We start from the raw sequence: 17,044 nt of genomic DNA, 5'->3' as shown, positions 1-17,044 counted from the left end.
TCGCCGTCCTCTGAGCCTACGGTCACAATATCCGCAAGATCCTGGTCCAACTCGAAGCTCCTTTCACCCTGTTCTTTCAATTGAGCGTGGCGCGAACCGGGAACGAATAACGCCGTCAGGCTTTCTAAGTTCTCGCGCGACGCAATTGTTCAGGGTAGACTCATTGAAGCCGCCTTTACCTACGGGCACTCATATTATGGAGGATATGACCATAACCGCAATTTGCGGCGCTGAAGCAGGTCCTCCTAGAGTCGGAGATTATGCTTAAAAGCGTTGATAATCAAAACGGATCCCGTGCACCAGTCAGCCAGCCTCCGTCCATCACATAGGCGCTGCCATGGACATAATCGGCGTCGTCACTCCCGAGAAATGCCGCCAACTTCGCGATTTCCTCGGGCCTGCACCAGCGCCGCGCCGGTACCTTGCTTATGGCCAGGTCCATATCCGGCGATGCCTCGTTATGCTGGGGAAGCGCAAGCGGGGTCGCGGTCGCGCCGGGGCAGATCGAATTGACCCGAATTCCCAAGGCGCCGTATTCAAAGGTCAGTTGCCGGGTCAGCCCGATCACCCCATGCTTCGAGGCAGTATAGGCGGTTCCGCCCCCGGCCGCGCTGAACCCCGATGTCGACGAGGTGTTGATGATGGCGCCCTTGCCCTGTTTCAGCATCTGCGGGATGACCGCCCTTGACATGAGAAATGGCCCTGTCAGGTTCACGGAAAGCACCCTGTTCCATTCCACAGGACTGGTTTCGTGGGCGGGGGTGTGCGCATCCAGCACACCGGCGTTGTTGCACAGAAGATCGATCCTGCCCCAGCGGTCGATCACCGCCTCGATACAGGCCCCGACGCTTTGGGCATCGGCGACATCGACCTCGAAGGGGTCGGCCATCTTCGGCGACGAAAGCCCTTCGACGGTTTCACGGGCTTTCGACAGGTTGATGTCGAGCGCGGCGACATATGCGCCCCGAGCAGTGAATTCACCGACCATCGCCCGGCCCATCCCCGAGCCGGCCCCGGTAACGACGACGACTTGTCCGGTATAACTTTTCATTTCCGAGCTTTCCTATGGCGAAAATTCCAAACGGCAGGACAAAAGCCCGCATGCGGCAGGCATGGCCATCCTTGTCAGCGCGCCCTGCGCCGCTCTCAGATGCAGAGTTCTCCTCCGTCGATCCGATAGGTCGTGCCGGTCACGAAGCCAGCCTCGTCGGATGCGAGATAGGCATATAGCCCGGCAACCTCGGAACTGTCGGCCATGCGGCGCAGCGGCACAGAATTGCGCAGAAACTCGGACCGGAACTCATCGACCTGACGATTGGCGCGCGCGCTGACCAGTTCAAGATCACCGGCGTTCAGCACGGTGTCGATCTGGCCGGGAGCAACCGCATTGGCCGTAATGCCGAATTCCGCCACCTCCATGCTGATCGCCCGCATCAGAGCCATGACGGCCCCCTTGCTGGCCGCATAGGCGGTGGACGGCGTTCCCGCCTCGCCGCGCAGCCCGGCAATTGATGCAGTCGCAAGCAGCCGTCCGCCGCGTCCTTGCGCGATCATCTCGCGGGCGGCAAGCTGCAGGGTCAGCATCACGCCAAGCAGGTTGACGTCGAACACCCGCATCCAGGATTCGCGCGAGCCGGCGACGAACTCCTCGATCTGCCCGATGCCGGCATTCGCGATGCAGATGTCCACGCCGCCGAGCGCGCGCGCGTGGCGCACCGCTTCTTCAAGATCCTGCTCTTTCGCGGCACTGCCCTTTACCCAAGCCAGGGCCGGGTCCTGAAAGGTTTCGTCGATTTCAAGATCGAGCGCCACGACCTTGGCGCCTTCTTTCAGAAACCGCTCGGCCGTCGCGCGGCCGATGCCGTTCCCTGCCCCGGTGATCAGTGCCACTTTGTCTTTCAGGCGTGACATATTCTACTCCGTTCCATTCATGTTGTTATCGTGCAGAAAATTTCGTCGAAAACGCCCCGCTGCCGGGCCCCGACGGTCAGGCGGCATCGCTATCCACGACGAATTTCACATCGTCCCGCCGCCAGCCGAGACGCACGGAATTGCCGTCATGTAGATCTGCAAAGTCGAGCCCGGCCACGACCTCGATCTCGGTTCCATTGGCGGTGGCCACCTGCAACTCGTATTGCGAGCCGGTAAAGACACGGCGCCTGATCACCCCGTCAATCTGGTTGACCGCAAGCGGCCCACCGGGGTCCACGATCTCGGCCCGGGTGCGCGGCAGGACGGCTGCAAGTGGCGGCATCCCCGCAAGCCATCCGGGCGCCGGTCCTTCCAGCGTGAAATCGGGCGTTTCCATGCGCAGATCGGATCCCGCGCGCTGCACATCGCCGGCGATCACGGTTCCGGCGTTGATGAACTTCGCCACATAGGCGGTGCGGGGGCTGCGATACAGTTCCTCGGGCGTATCGATCTGCGCGATCCGTCCCCGATCCATGATCGCGATCCGGTCCGCCATGGCGCAAGCCTCTTCCTGGTCATGCGTGACATGGATGAATGTCGTGCCGGTCTGCTCCTTGATCCTGACGATTTCATCCTGCATCTGGCGCCGGAGTTTGAGATCCAGCGCACCGAGGGGTTCATCCAGCAAAAGGATCTTGGGACCTGTCGCAAGGGCTCGCGCCAATGCCGCGCGCTGTTGCTGGCCGCCTGAGAGTTCGGAAACCCTGCTTTTCTCCATGCCGCCCAGACCGACCATCTGCAGCGACTCTGAAACTCGCTCATCACGCTCTTTTCGTGCGATGCCGGCCATTTCCAGCCCGAAGGCAGTATTGGCGCCCAGCCGCATATGGGGAAACAATGCGTAGCTTTGGAAAACCGTGTTCGTGGGGCGCCGATGGGCAGGAAGGCCGGTCACATCCTGATCGTCGATCAGGACGGATCCCTTATCGGGCGTGACGAATCCTCCGATGATCCGCAGGGTCGTGGTCTTGCCGCAACCGCTGGGGCCAAGAAGGGCAAAGAGCTCTCCCTTATCGACATCGAAGCTGACACCGTTGCCCGTCTCGCCAAGGGCGGGGCCACGTTGCCCAGGGTATCTCTTGGCCAGGCCGGAACACTTCAGGGCAATAGACATATGTACATCCTTCATGATGAAGTCGTCGCTCGCGCAATAGATGCGGAGTGCGTCCTAAGTGGAAAGTGCAAGGCCGGCGGCGGCGCTGGGGCTGCCCTTTCGCTGGCCCAGATTCGCGACAAGCACACCTGCAAGCAGCAATGTGAACGATGCGGTAAGCAGCATGACCGATACGGCAACGACCGAAGGCGTGACGCCGAATCTCAGCGCGCCGTAGATATAGAGCGGCAAGGTGCTTTCCGACCCGGTGACCAGAGCGGTCAGGATGAACTCGTCGAAGGACAGCGCCAGTGTGATCAATGCGGCCGCGAAAATGCCGGGCAGCGCCTGCGGCACCGAAATTCGCAGAAAGGCCATTGCCGGGGTCGCGCCAAGATCCATCGCCGCATCTTCAAGATTGCGGTCCAGCCCTTCCAGCCGGATCATGACAAGCAGGGTGACGATCGGCAGGCTTAGCACCGTATGGCCCAGGGCAATGGTCCACAGACCGCGGCTCAGCCCCAGCGCATTCAGGCCGATGATGATCGCCAGGCCAAGCAGCATCGGCGGCAGCAGGACCGGGATCGAGATGATCGCAAGGCTGGTCTGGCGCATCGGCCCCTTGCTGCGGGCAAGGTAAACCGCCGCAAGCGTTCCCAGCACCACGCTTGTCCCCACCGCGATGGCGGACACGGTCAGGCTGTTCTTCATGCTCTCGATCAGCAGGGGATCGTAGAACACCGCCGAGAACCATTGCAGCGTAAAGCCGGTGAACGGGAAACCGATCATCGGCCGGTCGTTGAACGCCAGGATGAACAGCAGCGCAATCGGCAGATAGAGCATCACTAGGAACAGAATCGCATAGGTCCTGAGCGCCGGCGCTGGCGAGGGATTGAACGAGCGCGTGAAGGTTCCGACCTCGGGCGCGCCCCCGCTGATCCAGCGCAGGGCCAAAAGCAGCGCAAACACCACGACCATCAGGACCAGCGCAAGTGTCGCCCCCATGCCCCACTGCACCGAGGACCCGAACTGAAGCTGGATGATGTTCGAATACAGATAGCCTTCGGTGCCGCCGATGAGCTGGGGTGTTATATAATCCCCCAGGATCATAATCATACCCAGGACGAACCCGCCCAACAGGCCCGACCTTGCCATCGGCAGCGTGACCCGAAACAGGCGCTGCCAGGACTTTGCCCCCATGTCGGCCGCCGCCTCAAGCAATACGGGGTTGCAACGTTCCAGCGCGATATAGGTCGTCAGGAACGTCAACGGTGCAAGCAGGTACACGAAGGTGATGACGATGCCTGCCTTATTTGCCCCAAAAAGCCATAACGGCTCCGAGATCAGCCCCGTTCCGATCAAGAATTCGTTCAGCAGGCCACCGTCACCAAGCAGATTCATCCAGACAAAAACCCGGATCAGGTAGCTGGTGAAGAACTGCATGGCGGCGAGCGCGACCCAGATGAAACGACGCCTTGGCGCGACTTTCGTCGCCACGAAATACGCAAAGGGGAAAGTCATGATGACCGATATCGCCGCCGCGAGCCCGGCGAAGAACAGGCTGTAGATTAGCATCCGGCCGTAAACACTGGCCTCCAGCAGGCGTGCGTAATTCGACAGCGTCCATTCCGGCAGGATCTGTTGATCCACCGTCGGGCGGAATGTGTAAACGGCCAGCACCGCCATCGGAATAAACACTCCGATGACGATAATGAGAATGGCCGGCATGCTTAGTATCGGGCTATCAAGGCCGAACCGGAACCAGTTCAAAGCGCGCCTTGGGGGCTTGCCTGCCCCCTGATCGATGTGCACGGACATTCCCCAGCCTTACCCGCCGACCACTTCGGTATATGCGCGGGCCCATTCACCGGGGTTGTCGGGCGGGCCGACGAACAAAAGCTTGAGCGCGGCGTCCGGCTTGTCCGCGCCCCGGTCCTTCAGCAACTGCGCCCCGTCGCCGCCGGCCTCAAGGATGTTTTGCGTAGCTGCCCTGCTGCAAGGTGGGAAGCCATAGGTTTCATAAAGGTATTCCTGCAGTTCTAGACTGTTCCAGACCTCCAGATACCTCAGCGCGGCATCCCGGTTCCTTGCCCCGCTGACAAGCATCGGACCGTCAACCCAGCCCAGACTGCCCTCTGCGGGAATGACTGCCTTTGTCTGTTCGCGACCCTGCATACGGTTGAGCCGTGCAGACATGGCAAGGTTTGAACACTGCCCCAACCAGGCTTTGCCGCTACGCAGCGCATCGATAAACATCTCTTCGCCCGCTGCGATCTGGAAAGGCTTGAGGTCGGCAAGGTGCCTAGCCGCTTGCATCAATCGGTCACCGGTCATCGCGTAGATTTCATCGCGCGACACCCCAAGCGCGAGGCCGCTGATCGCAAGAAAGTCCTCGGGACTATCCCGCATCATCACCTTGCCCTTTGGGACATTTTCATCCCACAGGGCATTCCACGAGATCGGATCAGTCGGCTGGTATTTGTCCGTATTCCAGATCAGACCGTAGCTGTCCCATGAATTCGGCAGCAGCAGGATTTTCTTGTCTTCCAACACATATGGCAAACCGCTGTGCTCGATAAATTCAGACCATATCTGATCCGAGCCAGAGATGCTTTTGGGATCGAAGGGCTCGATAAGGCCCGCCTTGTGATATGTTGGCGCCCAGCCGCAGTTCCCCCAGACGATGTCGTAGGCGCTGGCCCCTCCGGCCTTTAGCTTGGTGAACATATCCGCATCGGTCGCCGCCGGCACACCGCGCACATTCAGACCGTGCTCTCGCATGATCGCGACGATCTGGGGGGTGATGTAGCTGGTCCAGCTAAGAACCACGACATCCTGATTGCCCTGGGCGATGGCCGGTGCGCCAAGCGCGCCGGCACCGATGGCGGCGCCCATCGCCCCTGTCACGAATGCCCGGCGGCTTAACCCTTGGCCCTCTGTAGCGAAAGTGCTTCTGCTCGGGTCAATTCCGGTATTGTTCCTGGTCATCTGCATTCCTCCCCTTGGTAATTATACGCGCCCTCCCGTGGAACGTTCCACAAAGGAACCAAAGACAGGGCGCCATGTCAACGTTTACTTCCCTTAAAAAGGCGAAAATATTGCGCGGATGCATGGGCAGAGCGGCCAGACTTAGCCTTCGGCAATCAAACGGATACCACGCCGCAATCTAAACCGTTTCAATCATTCGACCATTTCAGATCTCAAACTGCCTCCTGGCAGTGCAACGCCCGCGTCGTGCGGCGTATGCGGATCGTCGGCGGGAGCATCACATTTTCTGTCTTGCTCCATTTTTCCTCTGGCTTGAAGCGCATCACCGCTTCAATCGCCACAGAGGCAAACTCATCCAGCGGCTGCCGAATCGTGGTAAGGGAAATCAGGTCGTGGGACGATATCGCAATATCGTCAAAGCCCACCAGCGAAAGGTCCTCGGGGATGCGGATATCAAGCTCATTTGCGACCGACATGATCTCAAGCGCGATCTGATCAAGTGCAGCCACAATGGCGGTTGGCCGGTCCTCTTGCTGCAGATAGGCTTTGACCAGATCCCTGTAGGTCGCTTGCTGCGCCCGCCGGGTACCATGTTCGCGCAACAGGTAGCGCGGCGATATCTCCAGGCCGGCATTGGCCATGCCTTTGCGAAATCCCATATAGCGTTCGTTTTCGACCTCTGGCTCGTCGGCAAGCATCGCACTGATGAAGCCGATCTTGCGATGCCCAAGCGCCGTCAGGTGCTCAACCGCAAGGCGGGTTCCGGCAACACCGTCGACGGTGATCGAGAGCCGGCGGCTGGCCGATCCACTGATAAAGACCACCGGGATGTCATCCCCCACCAGGCCGATCGCCGATTTGCCGACCTCGGCCAGGAAAATCAGGGCCGCGACCCGGTGCTCAAGAAGCGTGCGGACCTTGGTGTATTCCTGCTCTGGAACGCCACCGGTCGAGGCCAGCAACACATTAAAGCCCTTGGATGCGCTTTGGGCTTCCACCTCTGCCGCCAGTTCGGCATTGAAGGGGTTGCCCAGATCGCCTGCGATCACGCCGATCACATTGGACTGCTGACGCATGACGCGCGCGCCGGCATGCACCCGATAGTCAAGCATATCCATGGCATCCAGCACCCGCTGCCGGAGTTCAGGGTTAACCGTGCCCTTGTGCTGGAGGACATTCGACACTGTCGACTTGGATACGCCCGCTTGTGAAGCGACGTCTATAATCGTGGGCGGTTTGCGCATTTCCCGTCTGTATGGGGTCCGGTTGTTTCAAATCTGCATCCGGTCCGTGACCGGATCTGCCAATGATCGCCCGACATTCATACCTTGCCAACCATTCAGGTATCAACATCGATTGCTCAAGCCGCGCTTGATGAGCGATGGCCCAAAAGCCACAGCCCGCTCGGCTGGCGCCTTTGCGTGACGCACAGGGCAGCCATATCCAGTGCGGAAAGACTGAAGGTCCGTCGGTTGGCTGCCGATCCGACCCGCCCGAGAAGGCTAGGCGATACGGGCCAACGCTGCCCCGAACGACAGCACATCCCCCGCCCCCGCAGCATGGGAAATCCTGCCAGTCCGATGCGCTTCCACGCGGGTTTCCATCTTCATCGCCTCCATGACGGCAACGACCTGACCTTTTTCGACCTCGTCGCCATCCTGGCACCGCCACTCGGTCAAGCTGCCGGAAATCGGCGCCGCAAGAACGGTATCGTCCACCTGGTCCGTTTCGGGCTTCAGCGCCGGATTCGGCGAAATGGCGGAGGATGCCGAAACGAGCCGGGCCGGGATCCCCAGCTCGTGCCGCTTGCCATCAAGCTCGATGGCGAAAGTCAGAAACTTCTCGGGTTTCGCGGGCATCACGCGGGGATGCGGCGCAACCGCCTTTTCCAACGCTTCGGCAAACTCCGTCTCGATCCAGCGGGTGTGTACGCGGAACGCGTCATTCCTGGCGCGGAAATCGTCCTGCGCGATCACCGCGCGGTGAAACGGCAGAACCGTGGAGATGCCGGACACCTTGAATTCGGCAAGTGCCCTTTGCGCACGTTCCAGCGCCTCGTCCCGCGTGGCCCCCGTCACAATAAGCTTTGCAATGAGCGAATCGTAATGTCCCGACACCGTCGATCCCGAGACGACCCCGCTGTCAAGCCGGATACCGGGGCCCGAGGGCGGCTCAAAGCTTTCGATGGGGCCGGGCGTCGGCAGGAAGCCGCGGGCCGGATCCTCGGCGTTGATGCGAAACTCGATGGCATGACCCCGGACAGGCGGGACGGTATCATCCACCAGCCTCGCCCCTTGGGCGACACGGATCATCCCGCGGACAAGATCGACACCCGAGGTTTCCTCGGTCACCGGATGTTCGACCTGAAGCCTGGTGTTCACCTCAAGGAACGACACGGTGCCGCTTGCCGACAGCAGATACTCGACCGTTCCCGCGCCGCTATACCCGACATGGGCGCATATCTCGCGGGCCGAGCGATGGATTCGCTCGCGCTGCGCATCCGTCAGGAACGGTGCGGGCGCTTCCTCGAGCAGTTTCTGGTTCCTGCGCTGAAGCGAGCAGTCGCGCGTCCCGATGACCTTCACCGTTCCATGCTTGTCCGCAAGGATCTGGGCCTCGACATGTCGCGGACGATCCAGGAATTGCTCGATAAAGCATTCGCCCCGGCCAAAGGCGGTCAAGGCCTCGCGCGTTGCGGATTCGAACAGTTCCTCGACCTCTTCGAGCCGCCAGGCCACCTTCATGCCGCGACCGCCGCCGCCGAAGGCTGCCTTGATGGCAATCGGCAAACCGTGCTCGCGGGCGAATTCCATGGCCTCGGCAGCAGTCCTGACCGGCCCCGGAGTGCCGGCCACAAGTGGCGCCCCCACGGCCTCGGCGATACGGCGTGCCTCGATCTTGTCGCCAAGTTTCTCAATCACCTCGGGGTCCGGGCCGATCCAGATCATGCCCGCATCAACGACCGCCTGCGCAAACTCCGATCGCTCGGACAGGAACCCATAGCCCGGATGAATGGCATCGGCATTGGATTTCCGGGCGATTTCGATGATCCTGGCGATGTTCAGATAGGTTTCATCGGGCCGGTCGCCTTGCAGCGGATACGCTTCGTCAGCCATGCGCACAAAGACCGAGTCGCGGTCGGCATCAGAGTAAATGGCAATCGAGGCCATACCCTCATCCCGGCAGGCGCGGATAACGCGAATGGCAATCTCGCCCCGGTTGGCAATCAGGATGCGCTTGATCGGGCGGCTTGGGCCGGTTGCAAAAATGGTCATGCGGGACTTTCTGGCATGAAGGGGGCAAATGCGTGATCCGCCGTAAAGCGGATACGCGTTCCCGGCGGCGTCTGACCGGCGAGACTGAGAGCGCCAGGCAACAAGGTGGCAATCACAGGGTAACCGCCGGTCAAGGGATGGTCGGCCAGGAACAGAATGGGCTGGCCAGTATGGGGAACTTGAATTGCCCCGATTTCGGTGCCTTCTGACGGCAGTTCGCTGGCATCGGTGCGGCTGAGCGGTACGTCACCTTCAAGACGAATGCCAACGCGTGAACTCCGGGGCGTCACGACCCATTCCTGTTTCAGGAAACGGTCCACCTCGGCCTCGGGAAACCAGTCCGTGCGCGGACCCAGCGTGACCGGCAACTCGATCAGTTCGCTCGATCTGGGCAAGGCAAGTTCGGTTTCTGGCGCCCCAACAGCTAGCGCGGGGCGTTCGGCCGGGGCAATAACCGATCCGGCGGTCAAAGGCGCAGGCCCGATATGCGCAAGCGTATCGGTGGCTGCAGAGCCCAGCACAGGATCGACCTCATACCCTCCGCGCAATGCCAGATAGCTGCGCATGCCGGCTTGCGGTGGCGCGATAAGCACTTCGTCACCAGCGTCCAGTGCAAAAGCCTGGCCTCGTGCAACATGGCTACCGTCAAGCAGCGCCTGCGCGGCACCTGTCAGCGCCAGCACCATCGGCACATCGGCCATCAGACGCACCGGCCCAAGCGTTATTTCCAGCACCGCCGCCTGAGCGGGGTTGCCCACGGCACGGTTGGCCCGATGCATGGCCTGCAGGTCCACCGCCCCCGAAGCCGAGACACCCTGCCCGGTCTGCCCTGCCCGCCCCTCGTCCTGAAAGAGGATCGGGAAAGCAGTCTCCAATACCCGCAACCCGTATGGCGGTACGGTTTGCGCGACTTTGGCAGAGGCATAAGCCTTGGCTTCTCTGGCCACGAACCGGCAGGACATCCCCGGACGCAAAAGCGCGGGGGGATCGCGGGACAGGTCCCACATTGGCAGTTTCGTCGTTCCGACAAGCTGCCAGCCCCCGGGCGTACTCTGCGGGTAGATGCCAGAGAAACGACCGGCCAGCGCAACAGATCCCGCCGGAATGGCGGTGCGCGGCGATGACCGGCGCGGCAGGTCGAACCGCGCATCGTCGCTGATCATATACGCAAAGCCCGGCGCAAAGCCGCAAAAAGCGACGCGCCAGATCGTTTCCTGATGGGCGGCGATGAGCTCGGCCTCGCTCAGGCCCATGTGCCGCGCCACATCGGCAAGGTCCTCTCCGTCATAGGTAACGGGGATCTCGATCATTTCGCCCGCATCCTTCGACTCGCCTGGATCGGCGTTCCCCCAACATTCGAGGATCTGACCGGCAAGCCCGGCATCGGCCGGCACGTCGGGCCGGGTGCGGATCAAAAGCGTCCGCGCCGCCGGGACGATCTCGGCAATGGCCGCGATCGGCGCTGCCGAAAGCGCCTCGAATAGCGCCATCGTCTGATCGAGATCATCCATCTCAACGAGCAGTGTCAGGGGGCCGACAGGCAGGAACCGCATGATCAAACCTGCCAGCGTGTGTCTGGAATGTCGGTGATAAACATGTGACCCGGGGCGTGTGTGATCGCAAAGGGTGGTCTGGAGGCCATAAGCGCCGCCTGGGGCGTGACGCCGCAGGCCCAGAAAACCGGAACCTCGCCGGGGCGGATTTCGACGGCATCGCCGAATTCGGGACGCGACAGGTCGGAAATTCCCAGCGCCTCGGGGGCACCTACATGAACCGGCGCGCCATGCACTGCCGGGGTCCGGCCCGAGATGATCACCGCTTCCGAGACACGATCCGCCGGAATCGGACGCATGGAAACCACAAGGTTGCCGTGCAGCCGTCCAGCCGGGCGGCAGGCGATCTGGGTCAGGTACATCGGCACATTGCTGCCCTGCTCGATGTGGCGCACCCCGATACCGGCCATCATCATCGGCGTCTCGAACGTGAACGAGCAACCGATCAGAAAGCTCACCAGATCCGGATGTTCGGTCCATGCCTGCGTGGCATCGGCAACTTCCTCGACCAATTCGCCATCGCGCCAGATCCGATACAATGGCAGATCGGTCCGAAGATCGGCGCCGGGGGCCAGAACCGTCTCGTGGCTGCCGGGTTCGGAGACGTCCAGCACCGGGCAGGGCCTGGGGTTGCGCTGCGCATAAAGCAGGAAATCCCAGGCCCAGTCCTTGGGAAGCGAGATCATGTTGCATTGCGTAAAGCCCGGCGCTACCCCCGACGTGGGCTGTGCCTTGCCGGCGCGAAAATCCAGTCGCGCCGCGCAGGCAATGGATGCATCGGGAAGGCCGCTCATGCGCGTTGCTCCGTCAACGGGGTTATCAGCACACCATTCTCAAGCAGGACCTGCCGCGTCCGGGCCGCCATCTCGACAGCACCGGGGCTGTCGCCGTGCACGCAGATGCTGTCCGCCTCCAGCCTGAGCATGGTGCCATCCAAGGCTTCGATCTCACCTGTCATCGCAAGGCGCAGCATGCGCGCGGCGACCTGTTCGGGATCGTGCAGTACAGCGCCCCTCTCGCGTCGCGAGACCAGTTGCCCATCCGGCCTGTAGGCGCGGTCGGCAAAGGCCTCGGCGATGGTGTCAAGCCCGGCGCGGCGCGCCTGATCCAGGATCGCAGAGCCGGCAAGCCCCATCAGCGCAAGCCTGCGGTCAATTGCAAGGATCGCCTCGATCACCGAGGCTCCTTGCGATGCATCTGCGGCAGTCGTGTTGTACAGCGCACCATGCGGTTTGACATAGGCGACATGCGTGCCGGCCGCATTGCAGATGCCCTGCAATGCGCCGATCTGATAGATCGCATCTGCAACCAATTCTTCGTGGGATAGCGCCATCGGCCGGCGTCCGAACCCGACCCGATCCGGATAGGAAATGTGCGCCCCGATCACGACCCCCCGTGCGGATGCCAGACGTACCGTCCTGACAAGCGTCAGCGGATCGCCGGCATGGAAACCACAGGCAATGTTCGCCGAACTGACGATGCCCAGCATCATCTCGTCGTCCCCCATGCTCCAGGCTCCGTAGCCCTCACCAAGATCGCTGTTGAGATCAATCTTTTTTTGCACGTCTCAGCTTCTCTGTATTGCCTCAGGCTGATTCACGAATGACCATTTCGAACGGGATAATGCACCTTTCGGGCTCAAACCTTGTTTTTACCCCCGCAGAAACGATGTCGGCGATTGCCGGACCGAACAGGTCGGCCCTGATCCTGATCGTGGAAAGCCAGGGGGCAAGCCATTCATTTATCCTGTTGCCGTCAAACCCGAATATCTTGAGATCCTCGGGCACGCTCATGCCCCGTTCCTTCGCAGCCCGGTGCACACCATATGCAATCATGTCGTTTGCACAGAAGATTGCATGCTTCTTGTCTGTTGACCCGAGAAACTCTTTCCCAAGTTCATATCCCGCTTCCAATGTATAGGCGCATTCCAGCTGAACCACCTTATCGCCCTGACCGCAGCCCTCCAGAAACCCCTCGAGGCGTGACGAACTGCCGGGATACCGTTTTGGACCATGTATGGCGACAAGGTTCGAGTAATTCTGCTGAGCAAAATGTTCGCCGACCATTTTTCCCGCAGAAAAGTTATCGACCCCCACATAAGGCGCGGAAACGTCATTCGGCGGGCGCCGGTTGACGAAGATGCAGTTTTTCTGCCTGTCGATGACAGCTCGCAGGAATTTCGTGTCCATACCGCCCTGAAGAATGATGGCCTCGGCGCGCATTCCCAAGGCCGCTCTCAGCAGCCTGTCCTGAAGATCGGCGTCCTCCGAGGTATTCGTAAGGACCAGGGTCTGGCCGTTCTTTTGCAGCGACAATTCCACCGATACTGCAACATCCGCAGTGAACAGGTTCCTGGCATCGGGCACAAGCATCGCCACCAGATTGCTACGGGACAAGCGCAACGATCTTCCGACTTCAGATGGGGTGTAGCCAAGAGTGTCGACCGCTTCCTTGACCCTTTTAAGTGTCGCAGGAGAGATCGCACCCGATTTTCCGTTGAAATAACGCGAGACGGTCGCAGTCGAGACACCGGCGTGACTGGCAACATCATGTAAAGTCGGAGGTCGTTTCATTAATTATATCTCCATCATCTGCCGGGGCCGGATCCTCAATGGCCAGGCAAAAAGGCAACGGCCCCCGCCAACTGATTTCGCGTCATGCCGGACAAAACTGCACCCGCATGGTCATTCGCGTGAACGCCAGAATTTGCGGCTCTGCTTGTCCTTGTAAAGCACATTACCTCTTGTCTCCAGCTCGGCTTCTGTCGGGCGCAGCCCAGCAGTCAAATGCCAACGTCGCAGCACGGGCAGGCGTCAGATCGTACCTTCCAGACTTTCGGAAAGAGCCGCAAGCTCTTGCCCGCCAGCCATCATGTCCTGAAGCTCTTCGGCCGTTACCTTTCCACGGTCTGCCGTACCGAAGGTCGCACCCCGGTTAAGCACCGTAAACCGGTCCCCTACAGCCATGGCATGGCGAACGTTGTGGGTGATAAAGACAATGCCAACCCCGGTTTTGCGCACCCGGTCGATAGATGCCAGAACGTTTGCCGTCTGCCGAACCCCGAGGGCAGATGTAGGCTCGTCCAGGATCAGGACCCTGGCCCCGAAATAGACGGCCCGAGCGATTGCAACTGTCTGACGCTCACCGCCCGACAAGGTACCAACGGCCTGGTCCGGCCCGCGAAGATTGATGCCCATCTTGCGCATCTCTTCCATCGTGACCTGATCGCATTTGGCCTTGTCCAGCCGCTTGAATGGCCAGACTCCTATTTCGGGTTCATGTCCCATCCAGAAATTCCGGCTGACACTCATCAGCGGGATCATCGCAAGATCCTGATACACGGTCGCGACCCCGGCGTGCATTCCATCGCGAGGACTGTCGAATTCATGCCTCTCGCCCTCGATATAGATATCTCCTTTCGTTGGGCGATGCACACCCGACATGATCTTGATCAATGTCGATTTGCCGGCGCCGTTATCGCCAAGAAGGCAATGGCATTCCCGCGGCCTCACATCGAAGGACACGCCCGACAGCGCGATGACCGAGCCAAAATGCTTTTCGACATTCCTGAGTTCTATGATCGGCACGGTCATTATTTTTCTCCCGTGATGATACGGCGGATATAGGTATTCAGAATGACCGCGATCAGAAGAATGGAGCCCAGGAAAACGCGGAAAAGCGATCCTTCGACATTGGCAAAATACAGCCCTTGCTGAACCATGCCAAAAATGATTGCACCCAGGAACGCCCCGATCACCGACCCGTATCCGCCGGTCAGAAGCGCGCCACCGATGACCACGCAGATGATCGCCTCGAATTCTTTCAGAAGCCCGCGATCCGCGGCTGCGGTACCGAATTCCGTAACTTGGCAGGTTGCCAGAACGGTGGCGCAGAAAGCGGTCAGAACAAACATCGAAATCTTGACGCGCCGAACCGGAACTCCGGTATAGGCCGCCGCCTGGCTGTCGCCGCCGCTGGCGAATATCCAGTTCCCGAACTTGGTGCGGGTCAGAAGCAAATGGCCGAAGACGACCAGTCCAATTGCCCAGACAATGACCATTGGCAGGCCCTCGATCACGGGCTGACCAGCCCTGCTGCCTTGGGTGAACGTCGCGATGACGCCCCTTTCGGCAAGCCAGACGAAAAGACCGCTCAGGATCTTGCCGCCAAACAACCAGGCGATGGGGTCACCCGGCACCTTTTCCCCGACCCCGCTGATCAGGGTGCGATTGGTGAACAGGATGGCGCTCCAGATTGTCAGGCCGCGCAGGATGAACAAAAAGGCAAGCGTGACGATGAATGAAGGCAACCCGGTTTTCACCACCAGCCAGCCATTCAACGCGCCCAGAGCCATGGCAATCACGAATGTAAGCAGGATGGCCAGCCACAGCGGCAGCCCCAGAGGCACGGAAAGAATGGCGATGATCATCCCCGAGAAGCCGATCATCGAGCCCATGGAAAGGTCAAATTCGCCCGCGATCATCAAAAGGCACGCACCAACGGCGATGACCGTAAACTGAGCCGCGACAGTGGACCAGTTCAGCACGCCGGCGGGGGCGAACATGCCGCTGTCGAAAGCCAGGGTCAAAAACAGTATGAAAACGAAAACCGCCCCTATACCTGCCCCCAGCTCGGGTCTCAGGAGCGCACGCCTGAAACCCGACATCTCCTTCACTCTTTCATCGATTGAATTGTCCATACTTGTCATTTTCTCCCCCCTTTGGCGCCGCAGTATAGCGATGCCACCCCATTCCTGATCTTCGTTTCGACAAATCGGCGCGCTATCCTTTGTCAGTTCACCGCATCGACAAGCGGTTTGGTATATTCAAGCGAGGTGCGCGCCACCCAATCCGGGGACAGCCCGGTCTTGGTCCAGCCGCATTCCATAGACAGATAGCCGTCGAAATCGATCTGTTTCAGTGCCTTGATCAGTGCCGGGAAATCGCCGATGCCCTGGCCCGGCGGCAGGCGCTCGTTGTCGGACAGGTGCAGATGGACCAGATCGCCGCCCATCGCATGGACGTAATCCGTCATGACCTCGCCCAGGGTGATAACATGGTGGGTATCGAACATCAGCTTGACGTTGCTTTCGCCCACATCCTTCATCATCTGGATCGTGTCGTCACAGGTATTGACGATATTGCTGTCTTCCGGCGTCGGTTCGATGATGATCTCAACACCGAAATCCTGCGCGTGGCGAGCGATCTCAAGGATCGCCTGCTGGGCCCAGTCCCAGCCCTGATGGGCCGAGGTGCCAAAGATTGTCCAACCCGGCAGGCAGATCAGCCGGTTCCCGCCCCAGTCGGCCGTCAGCTTGACCATTTCCTTGTAATGGTTGATCGCCCATTCCCGCTCTTCGGGGACGGGCGAGGCAACATTGTTGCCCGGCCCGCCGCCATGCGCCGGCAGCATGGCGCAAAGCGTCAACTCGTAGTCGCGCAGCATGGCGGCAATCTCTTTGCGCCTTGCGTCGCTAAGGGCCTGGGGAAAAACATGCGGGCTGGCGGCGCCGATTTCGACGGCGTCATAGCCGATTTCCTTGATCCGCCTCAGCGTCTCTTCCAGGGTATAGGCAGGCAGCCAGCGCGGGTTGCTGGCATATGGCCAGGTGTGCATGGCGAGTTTGATTGTCATTGCTCTGTCCCGGTCTGTTAGGTGGTGTCTGCTTGCTGCGGCCGGCCGCGCAGGGCGGCCGAGCGGCGATCAGGCTGTCTGCTGACTGACTTTCTCCCAGACCCTCGTCTGGCCGGATTTCATGATGGCATCGGCAATCCGTTCGATCTGCAGACCATCCCTAAAGTTCGGCGCCGCGTCTTTCGTGCCGGCTATCGCCTGCAGGAAATTGAACCATTCGAGTGATTTGACATCGATGAAGCCCTGCCCCATGCCGGCAACCGGCCACAACAGGTCGCCATAGGGCTGTTCGGGTCCCGAATACACGGTGCGCCAGCCAAAGGCGTCCTTTGCGTCATCCGCGAAAGCCACGCGCAGTTCGTTCAGGCGCTGATAGTCAAAGGCAATCGACCCTTTGGTTCCGTGAATGTTGTTCGGCGTGGAATAAGGACCCCGCTTCTGGGGTGATCGGCGTCCAAAAGGGACCCCACCGACCGGGGGTTGGGTCCATTGTGTTTCCGATGATTATCGGAGGCCTTGAGCGGGATGTT

General features: G+C 60.4%; 15 protein-coding genes. All 15 read right to left on the bottom strand.

Annotation, left to right across the window (positions count from 1 at the left end):
* Window positions 1–280 precede the first annotated feature (280 nt).
* The 15 genes from IT41_RS17905 to IT41_RS17835 all read right to left on the bottom strand — a co-directional run bounded on the left by IT41_RS17905 (window position 281) and on the right by IT41_RS17835 (window position 16,922).
* On the bottom strand, window positions 281–1,051 hold the full coding sequence (locus tag IT41_RS17905) for an SDR family NAD(P)-dependent oxidoreductase (RefSeq protein ID WP_036743937.1): 771 nt from the start codon (window positions 1,049–1,051) through the stop codon (window positions 281–283).
* A gap of 95 nt (window positions 1,052–1,146) precedes the next feature.
* Window positions 1,147–1,911 (bottom strand): SDR family NAD(P)-dependent oxidoreductase, encoded by a 765-nt coding sequence (locus IT41_RS17900; RefSeq protein WP_036743935.1) that lies wholly within the window; start codon window positions 1,909–1,911, stop codon window positions 1,147–1,149.
* A gap of 76 nt (window positions 1,912–1,987) precedes the next feature.
* Window positions 1,988–3,085 carry an ABC transporter ATP-binding protein gene (locus IT41_RS17895; RefSeq protein WP_052081757.1) on the bottom strand — a complete coding sequence of 366 codons (1,098 nt, stop codon included), beginning with the start codon at window positions 3,083–3,085 and terminating at the stop codon, window positions 1,988–1,990.
* A 54-nt stretch (window positions 3,086–3,139) separates the two neighbouring features.
* Window positions 3,140–4,792 carry an ABC transporter permease subunit gene (locus tag IT41_RS17890; protein WP_197056021.1) on the bottom strand — a complete coding sequence of 551 codons (1,653 nt, stop codon included), beginning with the start codon at window positions 4,790–4,792 and terminating at the stop codon, window positions 3,140–3,142.
* Between the two features lie 99 nt (window positions 4,793–4,891).
* The gene (locus tag IT41_RS17885) at window positions 4,892–6,052 is read right to left on the bottom strand and encodes an ABC transporter substrate-binding protein (protein WP_081967622.1); all 1,161 of its coding nucleotides are present in this window, start codon (window positions 6,050–6,052) and stop codon (window positions 4,892–4,894) included.
* 212 nt (window positions 6,053–6,264) lie between these two features.
* Window positions 6,265–7,296 (bottom strand): LacI family DNA-binding transcriptional regulator, encoded by a 1,032-nt coding sequence (locus tag IT41_RS17880; RefSeq protein ID WP_074948193.1) that lies wholly within the window; start codon window positions 7,294–7,296, stop codon window positions 6,265–6,267.
* Between the two features lie 258 nt (window positions 7,297–7,554).
* Window positions 7,555–9,327, bottom strand: a complete 1,773-nt coding sequence (locus IT41_RS17875) for an acetyl/propionyl/methylcrotonyl-CoA carboxylase subunit alpha (protein ID WP_197056020.1) — start codon at window positions 9,325–9,327, stop codon at window positions 7,555–7,557.
* Window positions 9,324–10,880, bottom strand: a complete 1,557-nt coding sequence (locus IT41_RS17870; protein ID WP_036743928.1) for a 5-oxoprolinase subunit B/C family protein — start codon at window positions 10,878–10,880, stop codon at window positions 9,324–9,326. The genes IT41_RS17875 and IT41_RS17870 overlap by 4 nt, the downstream gene beginning before the upstream one ends.
* A 2-nt stretch (window positions 10,881–10,882) precedes the next feature.
* Window positions 10,883–11,674, bottom strand: a complete 792-nt coding sequence (locus IT41_RS17865; RefSeq protein ID WP_036743927.1) for a putative hydro-lyase — start codon at window positions 11,672–11,674, stop codon at window positions 10,883–10,885.
* Complete coding sequence (locus IT41_RS17860) at window positions 11,671–12,444, bottom strand: LamB/YcsF family protein (RefSeq protein WP_036743925.1); 774 nt, start codon at window positions 12,442–12,444, stop codon at window positions 11,671–11,673. The genes IT41_RS17865 and IT41_RS17860 overlap by 4 nt, the downstream gene beginning before the upstream one ends.
* A gap of 22 nt (window positions 12,445–12,466) precedes the next feature.
* A complete protein-coding gene (locus IT41_RS17855; protein ID WP_036743924.1) occupies window positions 12,467–13,453 on the bottom strand; it encodes a LacI family DNA-binding transcriptional regulator in 987 nt (328 codons plus the stop codon).
* 240 nt (window positions 13,454–13,693) lie between these two features.
* On the bottom strand, window positions 13,694–14,473 hold the full coding sequence (locus tag IT41_RS17850; RefSeq protein ID WP_036743922.1) for an ATP-binding cassette domain-containing protein: 780 nt from the start codon (window positions 14,471–14,473) through the stop codon (window positions 13,694–13,696).
* Window positions 14,473–15,588 carry an ABC transporter permease gene (locus tag IT41_RS17845; protein WP_081967621.1) on the bottom strand — a complete coding sequence of 372 codons (1,116 nt, stop codon included), beginning with the start codon at window positions 15,586–15,588 and terminating at the stop codon, window positions 14,473–14,475. The genes IT41_RS17850 and IT41_RS17845 overlap by 1 nt, the downstream gene beginning before the upstream one ends.
* A gap of 83 nt (window positions 15,589–15,671) precedes the next feature.
* Window positions 15,672–16,514 carry a sugar phosphate isomerase/epimerase family protein gene (locus IT41_RS17840; protein WP_036743919.1) on the bottom strand — a complete coding sequence of 281 codons (843 nt, stop codon included), beginning with the start codon at window positions 16,512–16,514 and terminating at the stop codon, window positions 15,672–15,674.
* 69 nt (window positions 16,515–16,583) lie between these two features.
* On the bottom strand, window positions 16,584–16,922 hold the full coding sequence (locus tag IT41_RS17835; protein WP_331435351.1) for a Gfo/Idh/MocA family oxidoreductase: 339 nt from the start codon (window positions 16,920–16,922) through the stop codon (window positions 16,584–16,586).
* Window positions 16,923–17,044 lie beyond the last annotated feature (122 nt).

The organism is Paracoccus halophilus (genome assembly GCF_000763905.1).
In the GTDB taxonomy this organism is placed as follows: domain Bacteria; phylum Pseudomonadota; class Alphaproteobacteria; order Rhodobacterales; family Rhodobacteraceae; genus Paracoccus; species Paracoccus halophilus.
Note: the sequence above shows the minus strand (reverse complement) of the source record. Positions and strands in the feature narration are given on the sequence as shown.